Annotated in this window: 20 protein-coding genes and 1 tRNA gene; 9 read left to right on the top strand and 12 right to left on the bottom strand. The window is 61.9% G+C overall.

Annotation, left to right across the window (positions count from 1 at the left end; genetic code table 11):
* Positions 1-80: 80 nt before the first annotated feature.
* The 4 genes from FHS03_RS04490 (at position 81) to FHS03_RS28035 (ending at position 4,089) form a co-directional block, all read left to right on the top strand.
* Entirely contained in the window at positions 81-680 is a 600-nt protein-coding gene (locus FHS03_RS04490) for a short chain dehydrogenase (protein WP_183439811.1), read from the top strand.
* Positions 681-731: 51 nt separating this feature from the next.
* Positions 732-2,432, top strand: coding sequence for a dipeptidyl-peptidase 3 family protein (locus FHS03_RS04485; RefSeq protein WP_183439810.1), 1,701 nt, complete (start codon positions 732-734; stop codon positions 2,430-2,432).
* A 177-nt stretch (positions 2,433-2,609) separates the two neighbouring features.
* Positions 2,610-3,293 (top strand): hypothetical protein, encoded by a 684-nt coding sequence (locus FHS03_RS04480; RefSeq protein WP_183439809.1) that lies wholly within the window; start codon positions 2,610-2,612, stop codon positions 3,291-3,293.
* An 88-nt stretch (positions 3,294-3,381) separates the two neighbouring features.
* Positions 3,382-4,089, top strand: a complete 708-nt coding sequence (locus FHS03_RS28035; protein ID WP_229426059.1) for a BON domain-containing protein — start codon at positions 3,382-3,384, stop codon at positions 4,087-4,089.
* A gap of 57 nt (positions 4,090-4,146) precedes the next feature.
* Here the strand turns inward: FHS03_RS28035 and FHS03_RS04470 are convergent, their stop codons facing one another.
* The 3 genes from FHS03_RS04470 to FHS03_RS04460 form a co-directional block, all read right to left on the bottom strand.
* Positions 4,147-4,581, bottom strand: coding sequence for a hypothetical protein (locus tag FHS03_RS04470; protein WP_183439808.1), 435 nt, complete (start codon positions 4,579-4,581; stop codon positions 4,147-4,149).
* A 168-nt stretch (positions 4,582-4,749) separates the two neighbouring features.
* The gene (locus FHS03_RS04465; protein WP_183439807.1) at positions 4,750-6,876 is read right to left on the bottom strand and encodes a S9 family peptidase; all 2,127 of its coding nucleotides are present in this window, start codon (positions 6,874-6,876) and stop codon (positions 4,750-4,752) included.
* A gap of 109 nt (positions 6,877-6,985) precedes the next feature.
* The gene (locus tag FHS03_RS04460) at positions 6,986-8,431 is read right to left on the bottom strand and encodes a cytochrome P450 (RefSeq protein ID WP_183439806.1); all 1,446 of its coding nucleotides are present in this window, start codon (positions 8,429-8,431) and stop codon (positions 6,986-6,988) included.
* A 127-nt stretch (positions 8,432-8,558) separates the two neighbouring features.
* Here FHS03_RS04460 and FHS03_RS04455 point away from each other — a divergent pair, with 127 nt between their 5' ends.
* Positions 8,559-9,410 carry an AraC family transcriptional regulator gene (locus tag FHS03_RS04455; RefSeq protein ID WP_183439805.1) on the top strand — a complete coding sequence of 284 codons (852 nt, stop codon included), beginning with the start codon at positions 8,559-8,561 and terminating at the stop codon, positions 9,408-9,410.
* On the opposite strand, the gene FHS03_RS04450 is transcribed toward FHS03_RS04455, so the two are convergent.
* Both FHS03_RS04450 and FHS03_RS04445 read right to left on the bottom strand, forming a co-directional pair.
* On the bottom strand, positions 9,407-10,780 hold the full coding sequence (locus FHS03_RS04450) for a sensor histidine kinase (protein ID WP_183439804.1): 1,374 nt from the start codon (positions 10,778-10,780) through the stop codon (positions 9,407-9,409). The genes FHS03_RS04455 and FHS03_RS04450 overlap by 4 nt on opposite strands.
* Positions 10,777-11,427 (bottom strand): response regulator, encoded by a 651-nt coding sequence (locus FHS03_RS04445; protein ID WP_183439803.1) that lies wholly within the window; start codon positions 11,425-11,427, stop codon positions 10,777-10,779. The genes FHS03_RS04450 and FHS03_RS04445 overlap by 4 nt, the downstream gene beginning before the upstream one ends.
* A 134-nt stretch (positions 11,428-11,561) precedes the next feature.
* On the opposite strand from FHS03_RS04445, the gene FHS03_RS04440 reads away from it, so the two are divergent.
* Together FHS03_RS04440 and FHS03_RS04435 are read left to right on the top strand one after the other, a co-directional pair.
* Positions 11,562-12,830 carry an outer membrane protein assembly factor BamB family protein gene (locus FHS03_RS04440; RefSeq protein ID WP_183439802.1) on the top strand — a complete coding sequence of 423 codons (1,269 nt, stop codon included), beginning with the start codon at positions 11,562-11,564 and terminating at the stop codon, positions 12,828-12,830.
* 184 nt (positions 12,831-13,014) lie between these two features.
* Complete coding sequence (locus FHS03_RS04435) at positions 13,015-14,661, top strand: hypothetical protein (RefSeq protein WP_183439801.1); 1,647 nt, start codon at positions 13,015-13,017, stop codon at positions 14,659-14,661.
* A 136-nt stretch (positions 14,662-14,797) separates the two neighbouring features.
* On the opposite strand, the gene FHS03_RS04430 is transcribed toward FHS03_RS04435, so the two are convergent.
* Complete coding sequence (locus FHS03_RS04430; RefSeq protein ID WP_183439800.1) at positions 14,798-16,807, bottom strand: carboxypeptidase-like regulatory domain-containing protein; 2,010 nt, start codon at positions 16,805-16,807, stop codon at positions 14,798-14,800.
* Between the two features lie 223 nt (positions 16,808-17,030).
* On the opposite strand from FHS03_RS04430, the gene FHS03_RS04425 reads away from it, so the two are divergent.
* Positions 17,031-18,110 carry a helix-turn-helix domain-containing protein gene (locus FHS03_RS04425; protein WP_183439799.1) on the top strand — a complete coding sequence of 360 codons (1,080 nt, stop codon included), beginning with the start codon at positions 17,031-17,033 and terminating at the stop codon, positions 18,108-18,110.
* 13 nt (positions 18,111-18,123) lie between these two features.
* On the opposite strand, the gene FHS03_RS04420 is transcribed toward FHS03_RS04425, so the two are convergent.
* The 6 genes from FHS03_RS04420 to FHS03_RS04395 all read right to left on the bottom strand — a co-directional run bounded on the left by FHS03_RS04420 (position 18,124) and on the right by FHS03_RS04395 (position 22,476).
* A complete protein-coding gene (locus FHS03_RS04420; protein ID WP_183439798.1) occupies positions 18,124-18,546 on the bottom strand; it encodes an STY0301 family protein in 423 nt (140 codons plus the stop codon).
* A 14-nt stretch (positions 18,547-18,560) separates the two neighbouring features.
* On the bottom strand, positions 18,561-18,968 hold the full coding sequence (locus tag FHS03_RS04415) for a BPSL0067 family protein (RefSeq protein ID WP_183439797.1): 408 nt from the start codon (positions 18,966-18,968) through the stop codon (positions 18,561-18,563).
* A 135-nt stretch (positions 18,969-19,103) separates the two neighbouring features.
* Positions 19,104-19,179: transfer RNA gene (locus tag FHS03_RS04410), tRNA-Lys, on the bottom strand.
* A 73-nt stretch (positions 19,180-19,252) separates the two neighbouring features.
* Entirely contained in the window at positions 19,253-21,022 is a 1,770-nt protein-coding gene (gene tfpB, locus FHS03_RS04405) for a type IV pilus assembly ATPase TfpB (protein WP_183439796.1), read from the bottom strand.
* A gap of 45 nt (positions 21,023-21,067) precedes the next feature.
* Positions 21,068-21,853, bottom strand: coding sequence for a spermine/spermidine synthase domain-containing protein (locus FHS03_RS04400; RefSeq protein ID WP_183439795.1), 786 nt, complete (start codon positions 21,851-21,853; stop codon positions 21,068-21,070).
* A 113-nt stretch (positions 21,854-21,966) separates the two neighbouring features.
* The gene (locus FHS03_RS04395) at positions 21,967-22,476 is read right to left on the bottom strand and encodes a glycine zipper 2TM domain-containing protein (protein WP_183439794.1); all 510 of its coding nucleotides are present in this window, start codon (positions 22,474-22,476) and stop codon (positions 21,967-21,969) included.
* A 414-nt stretch (positions 22,477-22,890) separates the two neighbouring features.
* On the opposite strand from FHS03_RS04395, the gene FHS03_RS04390 reads away from it, so the two are divergent.
* A complete protein-coding gene (locus tag FHS03_RS04390) occupies positions 22,891-23,289 on the top strand; it encodes a barstar family protein (RefSeq protein WP_183439793.1) in 399 nt (132 codons plus the stop codon).
* Positions 23,290-23,322: the final 33 nt, after the last annotated feature.

The raw sequence follows: 23,322 nt of genomic DNA, 5'->3' as shown, positions 1-23,322 counted from the left end.
GTTATTCATCTTAGCGTATTTATTCCTCGCGCGCGCTGGCCGATACTGGCTGCACTTCACAACCGAACAGGAGAGCAGGAATGAAAGTCGTCATCATTGGGGCAAATGGGGAAGTCGGCAAGGCCGTGGCAAAAGAGCTGGGACAGCGCCATGAGATCGTCAGCGTCGGCAGCAGCAGCGGCCAGTATCAGGCCGATATCACGGACATCGCCCAGGTGCGGGAGCTGTTCGACAAGATCGGCAAGGTGGATGCGGTGGTTGTCACCGCCGGCGCCCTGCATTTCGGCCCGCTGTCGGAAATGACGCCCGAGCAGTTCCACATTGGCTTGAACAGCAAGTTGATGGGCCAGGTGAACGTGGCCTTGGTCGCCCAGGAATACCTGAACGATGGCGGCTCCATCACGCTGACCAGCGGCATCGTCGGCGAGAATCCGATCCGCAACGGCGCCAATGCCAGCGCGGTGAATGCGGCGGTGGACGGCTTCGCGCGCGGCGCGGCGATCGAACTGAAACGCGGCCTGCGCATCAACTCCATCAGCCCGACCCTGCTGACCGAGTCGCAGCCGAAATACGGCCCTTATTTCTACGGCTTCGAAACCGTACCTGCCGCCCGCGTCGCACTGGCTTACAGCCGCAGTGTTGAGGGTGCGGAAACGGGCAAGACTTACCGCATCTGGTAAGCCGTTCTGGGATTACAATGTGGCCTCTTTTTCATCTCAATCGAAGGCCACATGAAAAAACTCCTGATCCCGCTGCTGCTGGCCATGGCCGGCAGCACCGCATCCGCCGCTCCCGCCAGCGTCGCCGACTTGAACAAGATGAGCAAGCGCTTCGCGCCGGTCGAACTGAAGGCCGACGCGTCGAAGCTGTCGCCAGGCGACAAGAAGGCCATCGCCAAGCTGATCGAAGCTGCCAAGATCGTCGATGTGCTGCAGCTGCGCCAGCGCTGGTCCGGCAACGAGGCGCTGTGGGCCGCGCTGCAAAAGGACAAGTCGGCGCTGGGCAAGGCGCGTCTGGATTACTTCTGGCTCAACAAGGGGCCGTGGTCCATCATCGACGGCCACCAGTCCTTCCTGCCGGCCGAATACGCGGGCATCAGCATCCCGGCCAAGAAGCCGGAGGCGGGCAATTTCTATCCCGCTGGCGCGTCGAAAGAGACGGTGGAAGCGTGGATCAATTCCCAGTCCGCCGAAGCGAAGAAGGATGCGCAGTGGTTCTTCACCACCATCCGCGCGGGCGCCGACGGAAAATTCAAGACCGTGAAGTATTCGGAGGAATACGCGGCCGAGATGCAGAAGCTGTCCTCCTTGCTGAAGGAAGCGGCGGCAGCCACCGATAACGCCTCGCTGAAAAAATTCCTCAGCCTGCGCGCGGAAGCCTTCCTGTCCAACGACTACCTGGCCTCCGACTTTGCGTGGATGGATCTGGATTCGCCGGTCGACGTCACCATCGGCCCATACGAAACCTATAACGACGAGCTGTTTGGCTACAAGGCCGCCTTTGAGGCGTATGTGAGCATCCGCGACCAGAAGGAGACCAGCAAGCTCGATTTCTTCGCCAAGCATATGCAGGAGCTGGAAGACAATCTACCGCTCGACGCGCAATACCGCAATCCGAAAGTCGGCGCGGTGGCGCCGATGGTGGTGGTAAACCAAGTGTATGGCGCGGGCGACGGCAATATGGGCGTGCAGACCGCCGCCTACAATCTGCCGAACGATGAGCGCATCATCAGCCAACGCGGCTCCAAGCGCGTGATGCTGAAGAATGTGCAGGAAGCGAAATTCAAGTCCACGCTGACGCCGATCGCCAAGCTGGTGCTGCGTCCCGCCGACCAGAAGGATCTCGACTTCAACTCCTTCTTCACGCATATTCTCGCGCATGAAATCACCCACGGCCTGGGCCCGCACATCACCAAGGTGAACGGCCAGGAATCGACGCCGCGCCAGGATCTGAAGGAAGCCTACTCCACGATTGAAGAAGCGAAAGCCGACGTCACCGGCCTGTTCGCCCTGATGTACATGATGGAGAAGGGCCAGTTGAAAGGCGTGCTGGGAGAGGGCGAAGCGGCCGAGCGCAAGCTGCACACCACCTTCCTCGCCTCCGCCTTCCGCACCCTGCACTTCGGCCTGACCGACTCGCACGCGCGCGGCATGGCGATCCAGGTCAACTACCTGCTCGACCAAGGCGGCTTCGTCTCGCACGGCGACGGCACCTTCTCGGTCGACTTCAAGAAGATTCGCCAAGCCGTGATCGACCTCGACCGTGAATTCCTCACGATCGAAGCCACCGGCGACTACGCCCGCGCCAAGCAGATGATGGACAAATATGTCGTCATCCGTCCCGACGTGCAAAAGGCGTTGGACAAGATGAAGACCGTCCCCAACGACATCCGCCCGAGCTTCCCCACCGCCAAAGCCCTGCTCGCCCACTGAGCCTTTGATCTTCCTCAACAAATGTCCCACCCTGGTGCCTGACACCAAGGTGGGACATTGTTTGCGGAAGATCAAAGTTGGTGCTTGTCTCACGGAAATATTTTGTAACACCTGCGGGATAGCAACCGTTAATTGATGCAAGGCATGTATAGTTGGATTTCGTTATTGGAGTCCGCCATGCTGAAGCTTGCCTTGCCCCTCTTACTTTCCCTTGCGGCTGCTTCTGCCGGGGCGGCTCAGCTTACCGAGGTGGAGACGCGCTGGCTCAGCGCTTCGGCATCGGTGCTGTCGTATGCGAAGCAGCTCAAGCTGCCGGTCGATATTGTGGTGCAGCCGGAGGCCGGGCCGAACGATGTGCCGCTGGCGATGGGCTTTGCGGACGGCCGCTGCAAGCTGGTTTTGTCGATGCGTGGCAACCCGCAGGCCGAGGCTGTGCTGGCGGGCGTGCCATCCGATCAGCAAGCCTTGCTGATCGAGGCGATGGCGGCGCATGAAATCGGCCATTGCTGGCGTTATGCGGAGGGTGTCTGGCATGCGCTGCCGGCCGGCTTTGTGGAGGCGCCCGACGATGCTTCCACGCCTGAGCTGCGCAAGCTGGCGCGCGAGCTGCGCGATACGCGCCGCGAAGAGGGCTTCTCCGACCTGCTGGCGCTGGCCTGGACGCAACGCCAGCATCCGGCGCAATACGCCGTCGTGCACTCCTGGCTGCTGCGGCTGCGCAGCGAACAACCCACCGAATATGGCTCGCACGATACGCGTGCATGGCTGAAGCTGGCCGCCGATGGCCAGGCTTTTGCGGCCGGCCAAATGCCCTTCGAACAGGCGCGTGCCTTGTGGAGCTTGGGACTGCTGAGCGATTGATTCCCCCGTATATGTACGGTCGCGCACAGAGCGATTCAACGCGACAGCGTTTAATCGCTCTTGCCTATCAACCGAAAGGGGACACATCATGAAAAAACTCGCATTGATCACCGTGGCCATGATGGCCAGCGCAAGTATTGCAGTTGCTCAGAATGCCGATAGCTCCGCCTACAAGGCCGCGCACGATAAAGCCACCAGCGACTATAAGGCCGCCAAGGATAGATGCAGTGACACCTTGAGCGGCAACGCCAAGGACGTTTGCCAGGAAGAGGCGAAAGTGGCTCGCGCCCGTGCTGAATCCGATGCCGTGGCTCAGCACAAAAACAATAAGCGCGATCTGGAAAAAGCCCATAAAAAAGTTGCGGAGGCCGAGTACGACCTGGCCAAGGAAAAATGCGACGACTTGAGCGGCGACGCCAAATCCGCCTGCGTCAGCCAGGCGAAAAGCGTGAGGGATACCTCGCTGGCGTCGATCAAATCCGGCAGCTATAGCACCACCGCCGCCGCGACCGATACCGTGCGCGAGAAAACCGCCGCTGCCGCCGACACCATGCGCGATAAAACCGCCGGCGCCGGCGAGGTGATGTCGGATTCGATGATCACCGCCAAAGTCAAAGCCGATATGGCGGCCGATTCGCAAGTGAAGGCAATGGACGTTCACGTTGAAACGCAAAAAGGCGTGGTGATGCTGAGCGGCTTCGTGCCGAGCAAAGCGGAAGCCGACCGCGCCGTGCAGCTGGCACGCGGCGTGAAAGGCGTGAACGAAGTGAAAAGCTCGATTCAGATCAAGAAGTAATGCCGCTGTGATGCGATAAACGCGGCCCGCCTTGCGCGGGCCGTTTTCATTCGTCCATCACGATGGGCATTGCTCGGCTTTCTCTCTGCGCGCGGAGGGTTCGCTATCGAAGCGGCCCTGCTCGCCGCGGCTGACGATGGTCGCCGCGCAGCCATTCCCGCTGTCCTGGAAAAGGATGTAGTAGTCCTTGCCCGGCTCCGCCACGAAGCTGAGCGGGATGGTGCATTTGCGGCCGTAACCGAGTCCCAGCGAGGAGGCGCCGGCCTCGACCCAGAGCCGGGTGTTGGCCGGGATCGTGGTCGCGTTGCCGTTGTGGTCGACCGATGTTTTGGGACAGCGCGCTTCGCTGGTCAGATACACGAAAGCCGGTTTGCCTTCGCCCACGCGGATGGTGGCGGTTGGCGTCCCTTGCTCGGGATGGTATTCATAGCTTTTGCCGACGCATCCGGACAGCAGCGCCAAGCCCAGGGCGCAGATGGTGAAGAGTTTCATTATTTTCGTTGACCTTTTCGCAGGCCAACAGTGCATTCATGAACCAAATTTTAACATGTGCTAATAAACTATAAACACTTGGTAGATAAAAGAAAGTTTTGTTGTTATTTGGTAAAACGGCCCCGGAAGCTTGCGCATCCGGGGCCGTTTTAGTAGGGACGGGCTGGTTTACTTCAGGTACTTGGCCAGCCAGCCGTGCACTTCGTTATAGAAGTAGCGGCTGTTTTCGCCCTTGAGAATCCAGTGGTTCTCGTCGGGGAAGACCACCAGCTTGCTCGGCACGTTAAGGCGCTGCTGGGCGGCGAAGTTCATCAGCGCGTTGTTGATGGGGACGCGGTAATCGAGTTCGCCGATGGTGATCAGGATCGGCGTCTTGAAGCCGGTGCCTTTCTCGTGGTTCCCGCCCTGCATGATGGGGCTTTGCTCGCGCCATACCGGCAGATTGCTCCATACCGGGCCGCCGCTGTTTACTTCGCGGCCATACACGCTGTCGCTGGTGCCCCACTGCATGATCAAGTCCATCTCGCCGGCATGCGAGACGATGGCCTTGTAGCGCGTGGTGGTAGCTTGCAGCCAGTTGGCCAGGTGGCCGCCGTAGCTGGCGCCGCCGGCGGCCAGTTTGTCGCCGTCGATGAAGGTATATTTTTTGACCGCTTCATCCACCGCCTGGTTCACATCGTCGCCCGGACCTTTGAGCGGGTCGAACTGGATGGCGCGCGCGAATTCCTCGCCGTAGCCGGTGGAGCCTTTGTAATCGGTCAGCAGAACGACATAGCCTGGCTTGGCCAGCAGGTGGTAGTTCCAGCGCAGCACAAAGCCGTCGCGCCACATATTGTGGGCACCGCCGTGGATCACGGAGAACAGCGGGTACTTCTTGCTCGGGTCGAAGTTGGCCGGCTTGATGAGCATATTGTGGACCTGGCGTCCGTCGGCGGCCTTGAACCAGAAGTGCTCGGGTGCTTGCCAGTCGATGGCGCCGGCTTTCTCCACATTGAAGGAGGTCAGGCGTTTTGGCGTGCCGTTGAAGGCGTAGATTTCCGGCGGATTGACCGAGGACTCCCATACGCCGACCATGGCCTTGCCGCCCGCGTTGAGCGAGTTGATGACGCCCGTGGGCAGCGAGGTTTCCTGGCGCTGGTCGCCGCCCGCGTAATTCATCGAATGCAGCTGTTCCAAACCCGCGTGCTCGTAAGTGAAGTAGATGCGCTTGCTGTCCGAGGGCAGGGCGATGCGCGAGATGGAGCGGTCCAGCGTGGCGGTGAGGATTTTCGGCTGGGCGTTCGTCATCGGCCAGGCGAAGCTGGCGAGGCGGCTCAGGTCATAGACCTTGCCTGGCGCTTCTTCTTCCGTCAGCGTGAGCAGGGTTTTGCCGTCGGGGGAGAATTTCAGGCCGTGGTAGCTGCGCGCATCCTTGGTCAGTTGTTGCGGCTCGCCGCCGCCCAGCGGCAGCGCGTAGATCTGCGTGAAGCTGGAGGCGCGCGCCGCTTCGTGGCGGTTGGTGGAAGCGGCAAAGACGATGGACTTGCCGTCCGGCGCCCAGACCGCATCCAGCGACTGTCCTTCGTCGCCCTGCGCGCCGCCGAAGCCCGGCAGGTCGACCAGCTTGCTGCCGCTGAGCAGGTCGCGCGGCTTGGCACCGGCCTCCGCGTTCATCACGAACAGGCGGGCCTTTTTGTCGTCCAGCCATTTGTCGAAGAAGCGCGGCGGGAAGGATTCGTAGGCGCGGGCGCTGTATTTGCGGTCCTTGCGTTCCTTGGCCGCCTTCTTGACCGCTTCCTCGTCGGCAGTGTCGGGATAGACGTCGCTGATGAAGAGGATCTGTTTGCCGTCCGGGCTGTACTTGGGCTGGCGCGCACCCAGGGTCAGGGTGGTCAGGCGCTGCGCTTCGCCGCCGGCGGCGATGTCGATGCGGTAGATCTGGCCAGCGTCGTCGCCATCGCGCTTGGCGACGAAGATCAGGTGCTTGCTGTCGGGCGACCAGTTCAAGGCGCCTTCGCCGCCTTTGCTGAAGGTCAGGCGGCGCGCCGGCGTGTCGTCGGTCAGGGATTTGATCCACAGGTCGGACCATTGTTCCTTGCTGTCGTAGGCGCTGTCGGTGACGGAGAAGACCGCCCACTTGCCGTCCGGGCTGGGTTGCGGCGCGCCGACGCGCTTCATCAGCCACACATCTTCGTGGGTGATGGCGTGTTTGGCGATGGCTTGAGCCGGCGCGATGTCGGCGGCTTGGGCGGCCGGCAGGGCGGCGCCCAGGATCAGCAAGGCAGTGAGGGGATGCGGCAGGCGGGATGGTTTCATTATGCGGTTCTGATGGTGTCTCGAAGCGCATGATAGTGGCCAAAAGCCTTGTTACTGTCAATCGGCCCGCCCGCCAATTTACATTTCAATACATGGGCCGTTGCGCTGGCTAGCCGCGCTCCTTGAGCCGCATGCGCAGCTGGCCCGGTCCCATCACGAAGCCGAGGATCTCGCTGACCTCACCTCGCTCGTCCGGCTTTACCGCATCGACCGACAGGATATCGAAGCGGCCCAGCAAGGATGCGATGGCAACCTTGATCTCCAGCAGCGAGAGGTAGCGGCCGGGGCATAGGCGCGGGCCGCCGCCGAAGGGCATGCCGAGCTGCTTGGGCGCATCCGGCCGCAGCCAGCGCTCCGGCAGGAATTCGCCGGCTTTGCGCACGTACTCGTCATCCATGCTTTCGCGTCGCAGCACGCACCAGACCACGGTATCGGCCGGCACCTGCACGTCGCCGATGACGGTGTCGCGGATGGTTTCCAAAGGCATGAAGGGGGCGGGCGGTTTGAGGCGAATGGCTTCGTGGGCGCAGGCTTCCACATAGTCCAGCGCGTCCATCTGCTCGATGCTGAAGGCGGCGGGATCGGGGGCGATGCGCCTCACCTCTTCCTGCGCCTTGCGCAGCGCCTCGGGATGGCGGCCGAACAGCCAGACCAGCCATGCCAGCGCGCTCGAGGTGGTGTCCTCGCCCGCCATCAGCATGGTCGAGACATTGCCGACCACCGTGTTGTCGTCGATGCCGCTGCCTTCCTGGTCGGCTGCCGCCAGCATGGCTTCCAGCATATTGCTGGGCCGTTCCGCCAGCGCCGGGTTTTCGCGCAGGCGCCGGCGCGAACCGGCGATGAAGCCGTCCACCGCGGCGCGCAGCTCCTTCATGCTGCGGTCGAGGCGATGGTCTGCGGGCAGCTTCACATAGCGCCAGTATGGAACGGGGAACATGGAGCGCCATGAAGCCGCGTTCAATACCCGCTCGATATGCTGTTGAATCAGGTCGTCGCCGTTCTCGATGGTGTTCACTTCGGTGCCGAAAGCCAGGCCGGCGATCACGTCCACCGTATAGCGTTTCAGATCGCTGTTCAGCTCTATGGGCTGGCCGGCTTGCGCGGCGCGCAGCCAGCGCGCCTGCAAACGCGCGCCGACGCGCGCCAGCAGCGGAAAGTAAGCTTTGACCGCGTGCGGCGCCAAGGCCTGCATTACCATGCGCCGCTGGTTTTTCCAGTCCGCGCCCTCGGCCAGGAAGATGCCGCGCTCACCACCCATCTCATCGCTGACGCGCGCCATCACGGAAGGGCGGCGGAAGCCGTCCGGGCGGTCGCGCAGAATGGCGTTGATGAGTTCATGGTCCGCTACCACCAGCGCCGTGGTGCGGCCCAGGCGGATGGTAAACAGCGGACCATGGATGGCGGCCCAGGCCTCCACATCGCGGTGGATGCGTTCGGCGCGTACCTGCAGGGCGTTGCCCAGCAGCGGCAGTCCGCGCGGGTGGGGCAGCTCGCCGATACGGCGCAGGGTCTGGGTAGATGTATGGGCGACGGGATTCAGTATTGATTCGGTCATGGCTTCCTCATTGCTTGCGATTGTCACGGCCATTCTCGCGCCGGAACGCACGGCCGGTCTTGAAGATTTGCGACATGGCCGTTTGTCCGCTGCGCTACAATCCGGAGCATTCCACCTGGAGTTTCCGATGCCGGCAGCCAGTCCCGATACCCGCCTAGTGGCGCCCAGCCTTGCGCTGGCCTCCTGCATCCGCGCCATTGTGCTGCGCGATACCTTACGGCGCCCGCCGATGGCCGAGCGCGACCGGATGAACCACCATCCTGCCACGCCGTTCTGCAGCATCTATTGGCTGTTCGACGGCGATGCGCGGATTCTTGAGCCGGCGCTCGATCCGAGTCCGGTGGCCGCCGCCGGTTCGGCGATTTTCTGCGGCCCACAGCAGCAGCCCACGGTCAGCTTCAATTCCGGGCCGGTGCACTTCATGACGGTCTTGTTCTTCCCCGATGCCTGGCACCGGCTGACGGGCATGGATATGAACGATCAGATGAACCGCCTGGCGGATCTGAACGAGGCGCTGGGGGAGGATTGGCAGGAACTGTCGCGCCAGGTGCTGGCGGCGCCCGGCGACGAAGCGCGCATCGCCCTGATCGAAGCCTTCCTGGAGCCGCGCTGGCGCGCGGCGCGCAGCGGCAGCGGGGACGGCTTGATGACGGATTGGGTGAACCGTCTAGGCTCACAGGCGGCAGCCGCCGGTATCGGCCGCAGCATGCGCATGGTGGAACGCCGCGTGCGCGAATGGGCCGGGCGGCCCTTGCGCTCCTTGCGCCGCATGCGGCGCGCCGAGCAGTCTTTTCTGGAGGCGCGCAGCGACTTCCTGGAGGGACGGGTATCGCTCAGCGACGTGGCGGCGCGCGGCGGTTATGCCGACCAGGCGCATATGAGCCGCGAGGCGCGCGAAATCACCGGCATCAGCCCCAGCGAGCTGCTGCGCCGCATCCGGGAGGAAGAAAGCTACTGGATGTACCGCATCTGGTCCTAAGCCGGTTGCAGCACGCTGAATTCGACCATGACGGTCAAGCCCTGTCCCTGCAAGCCATCGGTGAGGGTGATGGTGGCGCCGTTGCGCGCGGCGGCCTGGCGGGCGATGGCCAGGCCCAGGCCGCTGCCCGGCTGCTGCTGGCCCGGCAGGCGGAAGAAGCGTTCGAAGACCTTGTCGCGCAGGGCGGCCGGTATGCCCGCGCCCTGATCGCTGACGGTCAGGCGGATATGCTGTCCATCGTTCTGCAGGCTGAGGGTGACGCGCGCCTTGTCGGGCGAGTACTTGATGGCGTTGTCGATGATATTGTCCAGCAGCGAGGCCGCCGATTCGCGGTGCAGCAGCAAGGGGCAGGGCGTGCTGGCATCGAGTTCGATCTCGATGCCGCGCTGCATCGCGACCGGCGCGGCCTGGGCCAGGCGGTCGCGCAGGAAGCGGGTCAGGTCCATTTCGAGCATGGCGCCGTCTTCCTGGTCGCTGCGGGCGCGCTCCAGCGCCAGGAGCTGGTGCACGGTATGCGTGGCGCGCGCCACTCCCTGGCGCAGTCCGGCGTCGGCTTGCTGCAGGCGCTGCAAGTCGTCCTGCTGATTCAGCAGGAGGTGGGCGTTCAGCTGGATTACCGAGAGCGGTGTTTTCAGCTCGTGCGCGGCATCGGTGAGAAATTCCTTGTCGCGCTCGACGCGGGCGATCAGGCGTTCCATCAGGCTGTTGACCGAGGCCACCAGCGGGGACAGCTCGCGGTAGGGCGAGGGCGGCAGCGGCGACAGATCGCTGGCCGAGCGCTCTTCGATGGCGTTGACGATGCGGCTCACCGGCTGCAAGCCGCGCCGCACGATAATCCATGCGGGCAGAATCAGGAAGGGCAGGCTGTAAAGCAGAGGCGCCAGATAGTAGCTGGCGCCCGCGCCGGTAAACAGCCAGCGGCTATCATGCATGGCGTCGCGCCGCACGGTGATGCCGGTGGCCGGATCGCTGGCGCTGAAACTGACCCAGTGATCGCCCAGCGTGCCACCGTTCTGCTGCGGCACCGCCACGCCGGCCGGCAGGTAGTATTGCGAGAGATGGATGCGCTGCTCGCCCTGCCAGACCTGCAGCAGCGCTGGCCGCGGCATGCGGTCCATCTCCTTGATGGTGGCGCGGCGCAGCTCCTCGATACCCTCGGCGGCGCGCGCCATTTCATCCGGCTTGCCGGAGAGCGCCACCATGTTCAGCAGCATCTGTTTGGCCAGTCCCTTGTTTTCGGCATCCGTATTGCGCGCCTGAACCACGGTATTGTCGTAAATCGCCATGGCGACGATGACCAGCCAGATCGCCAGCATCACCAGCAGCAGGCCGCCCAGCAGGCGTTGGAAGAGGGACTTGGGCGCTTTCATTGCTGGATCATGTAGCCGACGCCGCGCACGGTGCGAATGCGGCGCTCGCCGATCTTCTTGCGCAGGTTGGAGATGTGCACGTCGAGCGTCTGGCTCTCGCTGCAGCTGAGGGCGCGGTCTTCCAGCTCGCCGCGCGTGACCACGCGGTCGGATTTCTGCAGCAGCGCGAGCAAGATGGTGAATTCGGTGCGCGACACCATCACCGCGCGGCCGGCGCAGTTGATCGCCATGCGCTTCTCGTCCAGCTGCAGTTCGCCGCAATGCCAGACGCCGGTGCTGCTGCCGCCCTGCACGCGGCGCAGCACGGCGCGCAGGCGGGCAAGCAGCTCGGGGATGTCGAAGGGCTTGATCAGGTAGTCGTCGGCGCCCAGGTCGAAGCCGTTCAAACGGTCTTCCAGGCTGTCGCGCGAGGTAATCAGCAGAATGGGCCGCTCCACGCCGCTGGCGCGCGCATGGTGCAGCAGGTCGATGCCGTCGCCGTCGGGAAGGCCGAGATCGAGCAGCATGGCGTCCGGTTGCGCCTCGGCCAGCAGGCGGCGCGCATCGGCCGCCATGCGCACCCATACCACGGCGAAGCCTTCGTCCTGTAGCACGGACTGAAGGGCGCGTCCCAGTTCCAGATCGTCTTCCACCAGCAGGATTTTCATGCCGAAGAGTGTAGCAGCCCCTTGCCGGAGCGGCTGAATATTTTCTGAATCCATGCTGAAGGAAGCGTGAAGCTTGGCGGAAGCGTGGCTGCCTAGAATCGACGTCTCTCTTTCCCAACCGACGAAAGGACGCCATGTTTTACTTCCGAATCCTGCCCTGCCTGGTGCTGGTCTTTTGCTTTGCGCTGACGCTGCCCTGTCGTGCCGCTGCCGTCCCCGATGTGAGCCGCCTGAAGCTGGATGGACAGATCGACTTGCATGCGCAAATTGTCGCAACGCCTGCGATTGCGCAAGGCATCCTGTATGTGGGTGCGGAAGACGGTAATCTGTATGTCATCGATCTGGCCAGCCGCAAGCTGCTGTGGCTTTTCCACTGCCATGGCGGCATCGCCTCCACGCCTGCCGTGGCGGATGGCAGGGTGTACTTTCTGAGCCGCGACGGGCGCTTTCACGCGCTCGATGCGCAAAACGGCGTGCAGCTTTGGGAGTTCGCCACCATGGGCGAATCGCTGTATTCCGCGTTCGGCCTGTACGGCAGCCCCAAGACCGCCACGCCAAGCCGCGATGCCTGGGATTTCTACTTGTCCTCCCCGCTGGTACATGAAGGCAGGGTGTATTTCGGCAGCAGCGACGAACGTCTGTATGCGCTGGATGCCCTCAGCGGCGCCCTGCAATGGGCGTTCAAGACGGGTGGCATCGTGCATTCTTCACCCGCGCTTTCAGGCCGCAGCCTGGTCTTCGGCAGCTGGGACGGCGCGGTGTACGCCGTCGACGCCGTCAGCGGCAAGCAGCAGTGGCGCTATCAAACGCGGATGGAGCACGGCACCAGCACCATGCTGGGCGTGCAGGCTTCACCCCTGATCGAGGGCGGCACCGTGTATATCGGTTCGCGCGACGGCTATTTCTATGCGCTGAACCTGGCCGACGGCAGCATGCTGTGGCGTCACAATGTGGGCGGTTCCTGGGTGGTGTCGGGGGCGGCGGTGGATGCGCAGCGCGTCTACTTCGGCACCTCGGATACCAACCGACTGGTAGCGTTGGAGCGCGACAGCGGCAAGCCGGCGTATCAGCACGACAGCAAGGTCTGGGTCTACGCCACGCCCGTGCTGCTGGGCGATGCCGTGCTCGGGGCCAGCATGCGCGGCGAGCTGTTTGCGCTGCATGCGGCCAGCGGTAAGCCGCTCTGGTCCTGGCGCACGCCGGAAAGCCTGGCAGACAGCTATGGTGTGCTGGACTTCGCCAGCGGCAAACTGGATGAAAAGCGCCTCCTCGCCGGCAGCATGAGCAACCATACGGCGCTGGAGCATATCAAGCGCCTCGGCGCTTTCCTCGCCACGCCGCTATGGCATGCGGGACAACTGATCGCCGCCACCGCCAACGGCAAGCTGCTGTTCTTCCGCTGACGCTGAAGGGGGATGGCTGCATTCTCATACTAGCAATACGATACTGAATGCCGCCTTGCCGGCAAAGGCGTCCCTTTGTTTTGTTGTTCAAATGAGGCTTGCGGCTAGCATGATGGGGCCATTTGGCGATAACCATGGTCCGCAAGGCCATCTTCGAAGGGATGTTTGCATGATAGGGAAAGCAGTGCGACTTACTGTCCTGGCGCTGGCCGGGATATTGATATCGTTTGCCTTGCCGGCGGCGGCGCAAACGCCGGCCACGCTGGCCGACTATTGGAACGGCAATGCGCAATGGGACTTCGTCCGCAAATGGACTACGGCCACGGTGGGCGACAAGCTTGCCAACACCTCTTCGCGCATCAAGGTGGTCAACGGGAATTGGTATCTGTTCCAACGCGAATTTTCCGGAGGCCAGTGCGCGGTCGGCGGCGCCAACGCGCCATGGAAGCTCGGTATCCGCGTCTATAAATCCACCAACCAGGGCGAGACTTGGACTGCTGCTCCTGAGCTGAGCGTGCAACCGCTCGCGGGCAGCGATTTCTCCTGCGAGGCCACCGACGGCGATGCCGTTTATGACGCGGCCAATAACAAATGGCGCATCCTGTTCCAATGCCTGAACGATGCCGGAACCAGGCAAGGCTGCTATGCGGAACGCAGTGGCGCCGATCCCATGGGCGCTTTCGACTACACGTCCGCAGCGCGCAGCCGCGCCGTGATTACGCGGGGTTCCCTGTGGCGGCAAATCTGCAATACGGGTTCAGATGTTTGCTATGGCAAGAACGTGGTCGATGAAGGCACGTTCAATATCTTCCGCCAGGACGCTGCAGGCTACTTCTGGGTAAGCTTCCATGGCTTCGACGGAAAGTACGGTTACCGCGGCATCGCCAAGACCACCGACTTCAAGACCTGGATAGCGGGCAATCCAGCTTATGGCGTGCCGGCCGACGCCACGCTGAGTGCGCGCGATGGCGCCAATTGGCGCGAGAGCTGGAACGGCGGCACGATCGGCCCCGGCAACGGCAGCATGCTGGAAGAGGGCGGCTACAGCTACGAGCTGACCGAGTTCACCGACCGCAATCTGGCTTGCACCGATAACCAGCGTTGGGACCACGGCCTGTTCCGCACTTCCAATATCGCCGGCAACCAGTGGTCGCAACTGCCGCAGGGGAATCCCATCGTCTATTCCAGCCTGGCGCTTGAAAACGGCAAGCCGCGGATCTGCAATCTCGCGTATGGCGATATTTTCCGCGACACTAGCGTGACGCCGAATGTAATCTACCTGAAGTTCGGACGCGAGAGCGGCGACCCGCAATACGCCGGCAATTATCTCTATCGGCTGAACAAGAGCAGCAATGTGCTGAAGAACGGCAATCTGTGGATGGCCGACACCACCGGCTGGCAGCGTTTGCCAAGCGGCGCCGGCACACCGAATTTGGTGGCCTACCGCTATCCGGACATGTCGCCCGATGGCACGCAATTCCTGGCCACGAACTGCGGCAGCTTCACGGCCCCTTGCATCCCTGGTTCATCCTTCTTCCAGGATGTGGACGCCAGCGCGTATGTTGGCCGCAGCTTCAGGTTTGGCGGAAAATTTGCAACCGCCGGCGGCAATGGCGGCACGCCAAGTCTGGTGGTATTCCAGCTCGACGCGAATTTTGCCGTACTGCGTTCGGATACGGTCGCGCTGACGCTGCCCGATACGACGTATAGGCCTTTTGCCAGCGCACCGATTCAGATCATGGCCAATACCAAGACCTTGCGCTACCAGTTCTATCACGCCACCAACGGCATCACGTACTTCGCGGCGAATATGTACCTGAACCTGGAATAATCCAAGCGCCGCGCTTCGTACCCGCCGCAGTACGGCGGGTAGTGGCCCAAAATGGGCAAAGGCCATCATCAGGCTGACCCAGCAAAAAAGAAAAAGCCGGACGGCTGTCCGGCTTTTTCAATCTGCGCTGCCGCCCTTACGGAATCTGGAAGCGCGCGGCCATGACCTTGCCCATGTATTTTTCGATATCGGACTTGCGGTTGAACTGGCCCCACAGGACCAGCTTCGCGTTGTCGAAAGCGCGTTCGCGGGCGTCGGCCGAACCGGTATTGGTGGAAACGCGCACCCACGGATTATTGCGGCTGGTATCGAGCGACCAGATCGCATAGTCGCCGGTAACCGTGACGAAGGCCGATTCCGGCGCGCCGCGGTCGACTGCGATCTTGCGCACATTGCCGCCGGAAGGCGTGTAACGGATGAACAGGCCGAACCAGGCTGCCGGCTCCATGAAGTACCATTTTGCCAGGCCGCGCACCTCATCCTGCTGTGCCTTGCTCAGAGATGGGTAGACCTTCATATCCATGGTTGAATTTACCGCGCCCTGGCCGCCGCGTCCCGTGTACTCGCCGAAGATCTGGTAGTTGAAATCCTGGCTTGGATAGATCACGTTCGGCAGTACCGCATAGCTCTGGTTCACCACCAGGAACATGCCGTCCACCGGCAGGCTTTCTTGCGGGCCGTTCTGCAGATAGGCTTCGCGCGCCGTTTGCAGCTCATAGAACAGCGTGCACTGCGTCTTGTAATTGACGCCTGCGACCGGCGTCAGTGGACAGGAGGCGAAGCGGATGCCGTTTTCCTGATCCAGCGCGTTGTAGTACTCGATCAGCAGGTAGTAGGACAGAATATTGATGTCATCGTAATAGCGCACGAAGTTCTGAATCGAGTCGATGACTTTGGGACCGAAGAAGACATCCTTGGACATATCGAGGATGGCCGGTTTCGGGAACTCGGAATCGACCACGCTGGCGATCAGGGATGGATTGCCGGCGGTGCCGGCGAGCGTGGCCGAGATCAGGGAGCGTTTGCTGATCAGGTTTTCGATGGCCGTCTTCAAGCGCTTGCGCTCACTGGCCTGGATGGCCAGCGGCTGCGTGCCGGCGCGGCGCAGGTCCATGGTGATGTTCTTTACTTCCTCCACGTAGGAGACCAGGGCCGTGGTCTGCGTCAGCACGCGTTGGGCCAGCTGGCGGCGTGCCAGATCGTCCAGTTTGATGTCGATCTGTTCCAGGCGGCGCAGGGTTTGCTTCATGCCGGTCTCGATCACATCGAGCTGGCGGCTCATGTTGTCCAGGCGACGGTTGACGTCGGCCAACTGGCCTTTGATCTCCTGCAGATCGCGGCTCATGGAATCGTCGCTCATGCCCAGCAGGCTCATCGCCTTGCCGGCCAGCTCGCCGCCAATGGCGCCGATCGCACCCTTGGCCAGCTCGACGCCGACCGTTTTCACGATTGGATTGAGCGCCAGCAGGGGCGTGTATTTGCGCTGCAGGGTGGGATCGGCGGCCAGCTTGTCGACCAGCGCATCGATCTGCTTATCCAGGCTGATGCCGCTGGCTTGCGCTTCCTTGAAGGTCTCGCTCACAAAGCGGGCCGGGTTGAACAGGTTCGGATCGACCATGTCCTGGGCCAGGATGCCCTCGTCCAGGCCCAGGTAGCTGGTGACGCGCTTCTCCGCATCGGCGCGTTTCATCTGCTTATTACGCACCAGGCGGTCCACCAGGGTGCTGCGCACGCCGACGTGGGCGATGCCGGACAGCGGCGCGCCTTCCAGCGACGCCGACAAGGTGGCGCAGCTCAGGATATTGGCCGCGTCGATGCAGGCTTGCTGCTCCACGCGCAGCGCCTTCAGCGCCTGCTCGGTCAGCGGAATGGTGGTCAGCGCAAAGCTGCCGTTGTCGATGGTGGTGTCGGCGCCCACTTCGCTGGCGCCGCTCAGGATGCGGACCTTGGCGCCGGCGACCGGCGCGCCCAACGTCACTTCGCCGCGCAGCAGCTGCGCCGATTTCGGCTGTTCCACGACAGGAGGCGGCTGTTCGACATGGCTGCTGCTGCCGGAGCAGCCCAGCAGGGAGGTGGCGGCCAGCGCGGCCAGCAGCGCGTACATGGGGCGCGGCTGCGCGGCCATGGTCAGGGAGCGGAGGTGCATTGCGGTTTCCTTATGGGGTGGAGGCGCCGCGATTATCCCCAAGGCGGAAAACGGGACTTGACCGTATGTCTCACTTTTTGCGAAAAGCCGCAAAAAATGCGACATTTTCCAGTGTTAAATTATTAATTTAACTTTACATGGTTCAATTTTTTCACTAAAGTGGCGCACTCCACGCCGCGCCGCGCCAAGGCGCATTCCTGCTTGTTTTTGCGCTGCTCGCACCATGGTCAACGGCTACTCCGAGATTGTTAAAGCTGCAATCTCCAACCAACACGGACGCTATCTCTATCCCGGCCCTGCGCCGTCCGCACCGCCCTTCGTCCATCGGCGTTTTTCCGTCGCCAAGGAAAAGACCGAACTGCAAAGACTGGCCTGGCGCGACTACGTTGGCCGCAGCATGGACGCGCCGCTGTCGCGCACCCATCTGGCCGCCGGTTTTCAAGCCCAGGTGGACAGCTATGTGCTGAAGGATATGGTGTATATGGATTGCCGCACCGATCCTGTCTCGCAGATCCGCACGGCGGCGCGCATCTCCACCGACAATATCCGCGACTACGTCTTCCATGTGGCGGTGGAAGGCATCATCGAAACCGCGACGACGGCAGGCGGCAGCGGCAAGGCGACCCAGTTCATTCCCGGCATCCTGGCATTGGATATGGGCCAGCCCTTTCACATGGAGCGTCCAACGTATGCCCACCTGCTGGCCTTCTTCCTGCCGCGCGCCATGGTGGAAGCGGCGCTTCCCGATGCGGAGGCGATCCACGGCCGCGTCATCAGCTACAGCTCGCCGCTCACGCGCCTGATCTTCGACCATCTGCTGGCGCTGTGCCGCAGCCTGCCCACGCTGGACGAACGCGAAGTGGAACAGACCATCCGCAACTGCGCCCACCTGATCCTGGCCGCATTCGGCAAGCAGCAGCGCCTGAATGGACAGGCGCGCGCCGCCGCCAAGTCCGTGCTGCTGGCGCAGGTGCGCAGCCATGTGCAAGCCAATCTGCATATGAAGGAACTGACGCCGGACAGCGTGCTGCAGGCGTTTCGCTTGCCGCGTCCCACGCTCTACCGCATGTTCGAGGCGGAGGGGGGACTGGGTACGTATATCCGCAATCTGCGTCTGCGCGAAGCGGCGCATGAGCTGACCAGTTTCCCGCATCTGCCGGTGGCGGCGATCGCCTATGGCCTATGCTTCAACAGCGCCTCCGACTTCACCCGCGCCTTCCGCCGCGCCTACGGCAGCTCGCCGCAGGACTTCCGTGCCATGTCGCTTGATATGCGTTATCTGGAATCGATACACCGCGGCTGAGATGGCGTTTGAGCTACCATGTGCAGCTGACTTGCACTTGCTCCCTTCTGCTGCTAACGGTGCAGGCGGAGGTATTGTCGTGCAGTTTTTTTGATAGCGTAATTTCACCGCGCTCGCCGTAGCGGCATACGATCCACTTGCCGGTAGGTCCGGATCCGCTTAGCTCCAGCCAGCTATCAATAGAGCCTCCTTTTATCGATTTTGTGCTGCCAGGTTTGAGAAAGGCCTTTTCTTCGGGAGGACCAAGCGCCGGTTCAGCGGATCGTAATCTGAGTCCTTCTTGCGCGTAGGCAGACCATCCTTCCGGCGCATTGATTGCCAAAGCAGCTGCTGAAATTTCAGTAGGACATTCGATCTCATGCGAAGTGGATGCATAAGCATGGCAAAGGCCTGTAGCCCAGATTGCAAAGACAAAGATGGTTGGCTTCAGTTTCATCCCGAGTCTCCGGCTTATTCGATGATTTGGTAGGCATCGGCATTGTTGCTGGCATCGGGCCAACTGCCATTACGCGATTGCGCCAGGCCGCGAGATCGAATGCGTGAGGAGATGCGGGGCTTCTTATTGATGCCAGGAGGGCGGTCATCCTTCCATTGATCCATTACCCAAAATCCATTCACTCCATGCCTGAGAAAGAGTGCGGCGTGGTTGCCGGATGGCTTGCTTGGGTAGTGGCCTTTCACGAAGGTTGCGATTGCGGTGCCAGTCCTGATGTTTTTGTTTCCAAGTACCTCCGTGCCAGCTCTCCATGCCCGGTGATTCGGGACTCCGGCGTAAGATTGGAGCAAGGCGACACACTGCGTCGTACCAACCTTGGGCTTGCCCTCGAGGGCTGAAACCTGCGGATAGACGAATGACATAGCGATACCTCCGGAGAAATGAGTTGAACACTCATTTTTGTCCGGCAAGCGAGGAAGGTATTGCGAAGCCTCAAGCGGCTTGAGAGGGGCGAAACAAAAACGCCAACCCGAAGGTTGGCGTCTCTGTTGTATTCGTGGTAGGCCGTGCGGGATTCGAACCTGCGACCAACGGATTAAAAGTCCGCTGCTCTACCAGCTGAGCTAACGACCCGAAAGAGGCCGTATTATATACAGGCCCAGGGCCGTCTGCCAAGAGGCTTTTCATAAAAATGTCATATGCCGCCTCACACCAGGGCGGCGGTCACCTTCAGCACCTCGTCCACCGTGGTCACGCCTTCGTGCACCTTGTAGGCGCCGGCCACGCGCAGCGGTTTCATGCCGTCAGCGATGGCTTGCTTGCGCAGGGCGGCCAGCTCGGTTTCTTCCTGCACCAGCTGGTTGAAGCTCTCCGTCACGGTCAGCAGTTCATAGATGCCGGTGCGGCCGCGATAGCCGGTCTGGCGGCATTCGGGACAGCCCACGGGACGGTAGACCTTGTCCGGCTTGGCGATATGCCATGCGCCGCCCAGGCCGCGCCACAGATCGTCGGCGATTTCGCCGTCGTCGCTCTTGCAGTCCACGCACAGCGTGCGCACCAGGCGCTGGGCCATGATGCCGATCAGCGTCGCTTCCAGCAGGTAGTAGGGCACGCCCAGTTCCAGCAGGCGCATCACGGCCGATGGCGCGTCGTTGGTGTGCAGGGTCGAGAGCACCAGATGGCCCGTCAGTGCGGCCTGGATCGCCATTTCGGCCGTCGCCAGGTCGCGGATCTCGCCCACCATGATGATGTCCGGGTCTTGCCGCATCAGGGCGCGCACGCCGTCGGCAAAAGAGAGGTCGATGCCCGGCTGGACCTGCATCTGGTTGAAGGAGGCTTCCACCATCTCGATCGGGTCTTCCACCGTGCAGACATTGACCTCCGACGTCGCCAGCGCCTTCAGCGTGGTGTACAGCGTGGTGGTTTTGCCTGAACCGGTAGGGCCGGTGACGAGGATGATGCCGTGCGGACGGTTGGTCAGCGCATCCCAGCGCGCCGCGTCGTCAGGCGGGAAGCCCAGTTCCGGCAAGGTCTTCACCACCACATCGGGATCGAAGATGCGCATCACCAGCTTCTCGCCGAAGGCGGTGGGCAGGGTGGACAGGCGCAGCTCGATCTCCTGGCCGCCCGCCGTACGCGTCTTGATGCGGCCATCCTGCGGACGGCGCTTCTCGATCACGTCCATGCGGCCCAGCAGCTTGATGCGCGCCGTCATGGCGATCATCACCACGGCCGGCACCTGGTAGACCTGGTGCAGCACGCCGTCGATGCGGAAACGGATGGCGCCGATCTCGCGCTTCGGTTCAAGGTGGATGTCCGAGGCGCGCTGCTCGAAGGCGTACTGCCACAGCCAGTCCACGATATTGATTACATGCTGGTCGTTGGCGTCGACTTGCTTGTTGGTCTTGCCCATCTCCACCAACTGCTCGAAGTTGTTGCGCAGCGCCAGATCCTGGCCGGTGGATTTGTTCGCCTTCTTGATCGACTTGGCGAGGCTGAAGAACTGCGCCGTGTACTGGGCGATGTCGAGCGGATTGGCGATCACGCGGCGGATCACGCGGCGCGCCACCTTGGCGATTTCCGCCTCCCACTCCAGCGCGAAAGGATCGGCGGTGGCCACCACCAGCGTATCCATATTCATTTCGACCGGCAGGATATTGAAGCGCGCCGCGTAACTGGCCGACATCACGTCGGCCACACGGGTGAAGTCGATCTTCAGCGGATCGATGCGGTAGAAGGGCAGGTGGACGCGGTTGGCCAGCCACTCGGTGAGCAGGTCGAGCGTGAGCAGCTTGTGTGGCGGCTGGTGCGAGAGCAGCTTGCAGTGCGCCACGGCGCACAGAGGGTGCATGGAGCCGGCCGTGTTTTTGAGGATGGCCTGGGCCTGCGCGTAATAGGATTTGGCCTGGGATTTCTCCACCATGCCGTCCGCCAGCAGCCAGCTGAAAATCTGTTGCAGATCAAGCGCTTTGCTCATGGCGTTTTCCTCTGGCGTTTTCAGCGGCTTGCGATGGCGGCGGAACTAGCTTTGCTGCTGTTTCAATCCTTTGACCCAGGACTTGGCCGGCAGCTTGGTTTCGGCCACGATCTGCGCGGCGCGCGCCGTCAATGCCTCGTAATCGACCTGGCGGCCGCGCTTGAAGGCGATGGCCACCACATTGCCGTCATGGACCTGGGGCAGACACAGGACCTCATCGAAGGCGAACTTCATCGCTTTCAGATTCTTCGCATAGCTCGGATGATCGCCGAACAGATTCACCGTCATGATGCCATCGTCGTTCAGGCAGGCGGCGCAAGCCTTGTAGAAGTCGGGCGTATCGAGCACGGGACCGCGCGCGGTGGCGTCGTACAGATCGACCTGCAAGGCATCGAGCGTACCGTGGCGCTCGGCGTCGCCGACGAAATCGAGGGCATCCATTTCCAGCACCTGCAGGCGCGCATCGTTCTCCGGCAGCTTGAACATCGAAGCGCAGATCGCGATCACCGATGGATTCAATTCCACCGCCGTCACCTCGGCCTGCGGGAACTGCTTGTAGCAGAACTTGGTCAGCGCCGCCGTGCCCAGGCCCAGCTGGGCGATGCGCTGCGGCGCTGCGATCCACAGCATCCACGCCATCATTTGCTGGGCGTATTCCAGCTCCGGCCAGTCCGGTTTGCGGATGCGCATGGCGCCCTGCACCCACTCGGTGCCGAAATGCAGATAGCGCACGCCATCCTGTTCCGACAGCGTGACAGGAGCGTACTTCGGCTTGCGCGTCGCCGGACGCGAAGATTCTTCTTTTTCGATGGATTTGCGTTTGATAAGCATAAGAGAAGCCTGAATTGATCGGTCAATTATCCCGCGCCGGCTTACCGCAAAGCAAGCTGATGACGCAAAAAAGCCGGCCTGAAGCCGGCTTTGGTACAGCGCGGGGCGCTGGCTTACTGCTGCATCGGTTCCACGGACACGCGCAGGCGCACGCGCTGGCCGGGGTCGTAGGACATGACGCTGGTGTAGTTGCGGCCGCGGTAGTCGTAGACGACTTCGTAGCCGTTGGCGCGCGATTCCCAGTGGTCGACGGTGCGGCACTGTTTCACGGCTTGTTCGGTCACGCCGGCAGGCTGGGCGTTCTGGTTGTCGATGCGGTCGCCGACCACGGCGCCGGCAATCGCGCCCGCTGCGGTAGCGGCGGTGCGGCCGCTGCCGCCGCCGACCTGGCTGCCCAGCAGGGCGCCGGCGACGCCGCCGATGATGGAGCCGCCAACGCTACGCTGCTGCGGCTGTTGGACTTGGACGTATTCGGTGCGGCATTCCTGGCGCGGACGGTTCACTTGTTCCATTTGCGGGGTCACGCGGATTACGCGGCCGAAATCTTCGAAGTCGGTGGCTTGTGCCAGCGGCAGGGCGCTCAGGCACAGGGCGGACAGCATCAGTTTCGCTTGCAAGTTCATAGGGTACCTCGTTCTGGTTTGTGTGTTGGATGCTGCATTGGCGGCAGTTCTCTGGGTATTTGGAATTGCACACGCTTATGGTAACGCCCGCAAGCGACAAAAAACGAGCCGCATGGCAACAAATTGTAACCTTCTGGCGGTGGGCGGCGAGGCGGGCGCTGTGTCAGCCGGGGCCATCTTAAAATGGCTTTAATATGTTCTGTTTTTAACAAAACTTGCGTAAGACATCATATACGTGTTGATTCATAGTGTACAACACGCTACCCTAATAGCCGTATGGGATCAGATTGACAGAGAGAAATGCGACTTCCAGTACTGTTCGCGCCTTGACCCGCGAGTAGTGCCAAAGTGTATAGGTGTAATCACTATAGCAAAAAGCAGAAACCGTACATAACAGGTCGATTTGAGGGAAAAATGAGTTTGTTGATAACTGTGCCGCCCAATCTTGTCCAGTCGATTCGCGCCTTCCGGGTGCTTGAATTGCAAGAGGAAGCGGCGCGTCTGGGGCAGCATTTTTTGTACGCGCATTGCAATGCCGGCCTGACCAAGCAGCAAGTACTGGGCATCATCGCCGAATCGTTTCACTTTCCGAAGCCCTGCGGTAAAAATTTCGATGCCCTGCGCACCACGCTGACCGACACCTTGCACGCGGCCGGCCCCCAGCCGGGTTTTCTGACGGTGCTGGAGCAATTGCCAAATACGCAAAAATTCGACCGCGAAGCGCGCGAAACCCTGCTCGATGTCTTCCGCGACGCCGCCGACTACTGGGCCGAGAAAAAAGTGCCGTTCCGCGTGTTCTATTCCTTCGAATAGCCCGGCCCGCCTAGCTTTGCCTCCTGCTGCGCC

It is taken from the genome of Pseudoduganella violacea, from assembly GCF_014191875.1.
Taxonomy (GTDB): domain Bacteria; phylum Pseudomonadota; class Gammaproteobacteria; order Burkholderiales; family Burkholderiaceae_D; genus Rugamonas; species Rugamonas violacea_A.
Note: the sequence above shows the minus strand (reverse complement) of the source record. Positions and strands in the feature narration are given on the sequence as shown.

Bases quoted from the DNA above. Each gene is read 5' to 3' on its own strand.
- FHS03_RS04400 (WP_183439795.1), bottom strand. From the start codon at position 21,853: ATGCTTATCAAACGCAAATCCATCGAAAAAGAAGAATCTTCGCGTCCG.
- FHS03_RS28035 (WP_229426059.1), top strand. From the start codon at position 3,382: ATGAAAAAACTCGCATTGATCACCGTGGCCATGATGGCCAGCGCAAGT.
- FHS03_RS04425 (WP_183439799.1), top strand. From the start codon at position 17,031: ATGGTCAACGGCTACTCCGAGATTGTTAAAGCTGCAATCTCCAACCAA.
- FHS03_RS04470 (WP_183439808.1), bottom strand. From the start codon at position 4,581: ATGAAACTCTTCACCATCTGCGCCCTGGGCTTGGCGCTGCTGTCCGGA.
- FHS03_RS04490 (WP_183439811.1), top strand. From the start codon at position 81: ATGAAAGTCGTCATCATTGGGGCAAATGGGGAAGTCGGCAAGGCCGTG.
- FHS03_RS04440 (WP_183439802.1), top strand. From the start codon at position 11,562: ATGTTTTACTTCCGAATCCTGCCCTGCCTGGTGCTGGTCTTTTGCTTT.
- FHS03_RS04420 (WP_183439798.1), bottom strand. From the start codon at position 18,546: ATGAAACTGAAGCCAACCATCTTTGTCTTTGCAATCTGGGCTACAGGC.
- tfpB (WP_183439796.1), bottom strand. From the start codon at position 21,022: ATGAGCAAAGCGCTTGATCTGCAACAGATTTTCAGCTGGCTGCTGGCG.
- FHS03_RS04485 (WP_183439810.1), top strand. From the start codon at position 732: ATGAAAAAACTCCTGATCCCGCTGCTGCTGGCCATGGCCGGCAGCACC.
- FHS03_RS04430 (WP_183439800.1), bottom strand. From the start codon at position 16,807: ATGCACCTCCGCTCCCTGACCATGGCCGCGCAGCCGCGCCCCATGTAC.
- FHS03_RS04450 (WP_183439804.1), bottom strand. From the start codon at position 10,780: ATGAAAGCGCCCAAGTCCCTCTTCCAACGCCTGCTGGGCGGCCTGCTG.
- FHS03_RS04460 (WP_183439806.1), bottom strand. From the start codon at position 8,431: ATGACCGAATCAATACTGAATCCCGTCGCCCATACATCTACCCAGACC.
- FHS03_RS04480 (WP_183439809.1), top strand. From the start codon at position 2,610: ATGCTGAAGCTTGCCTTGCCCCTCTTACTTTCCCTTGCGGCTGCTTCT.
- FHS03_RS04395 (WP_183439794.1), bottom strand. From the start codon at position 22,476: ATGAACTTGCAAGCGAAACTGATGCTGTCCGCCCTGTGCCTGAGCGCC.
- FHS03_RS04415 (WP_183439797.1), bottom strand. From the start codon at position 18,968: ATGTCATTCGTCTATCCGCAGGTTTCAGCCCTCGAGGGCAAGCCCAAG.
- FHS03_RS04455 (WP_183439805.1), top strand. From the start codon at position 8,559: ATGCCGGCAGCCAGTCCCGATACCCGCCTAGTGGCGCCCAGCCTTGCG.
- FHS03_RS04445 (WP_183439803.1), bottom strand. From the start codon at position 11,427: ATGAAAATCCTGCTGGTGGAAGACGATCTGGAACTGGGACGCGCCCTT.
- FHS03_RS04390 (WP_183439793.1), top strand. From the start codon at position 22,891: ATGAGTTTGTTGATAACTGTGCCGCCCAATCTTGTCCAGTCGATTCGC.
- FHS03_RS04465 (WP_183439807.1), bottom strand. From the start codon at position 6,876: ATGAAACCATCCCGCCTGCCGCATCCCCTCACTGCCTTGCTGATCCTG.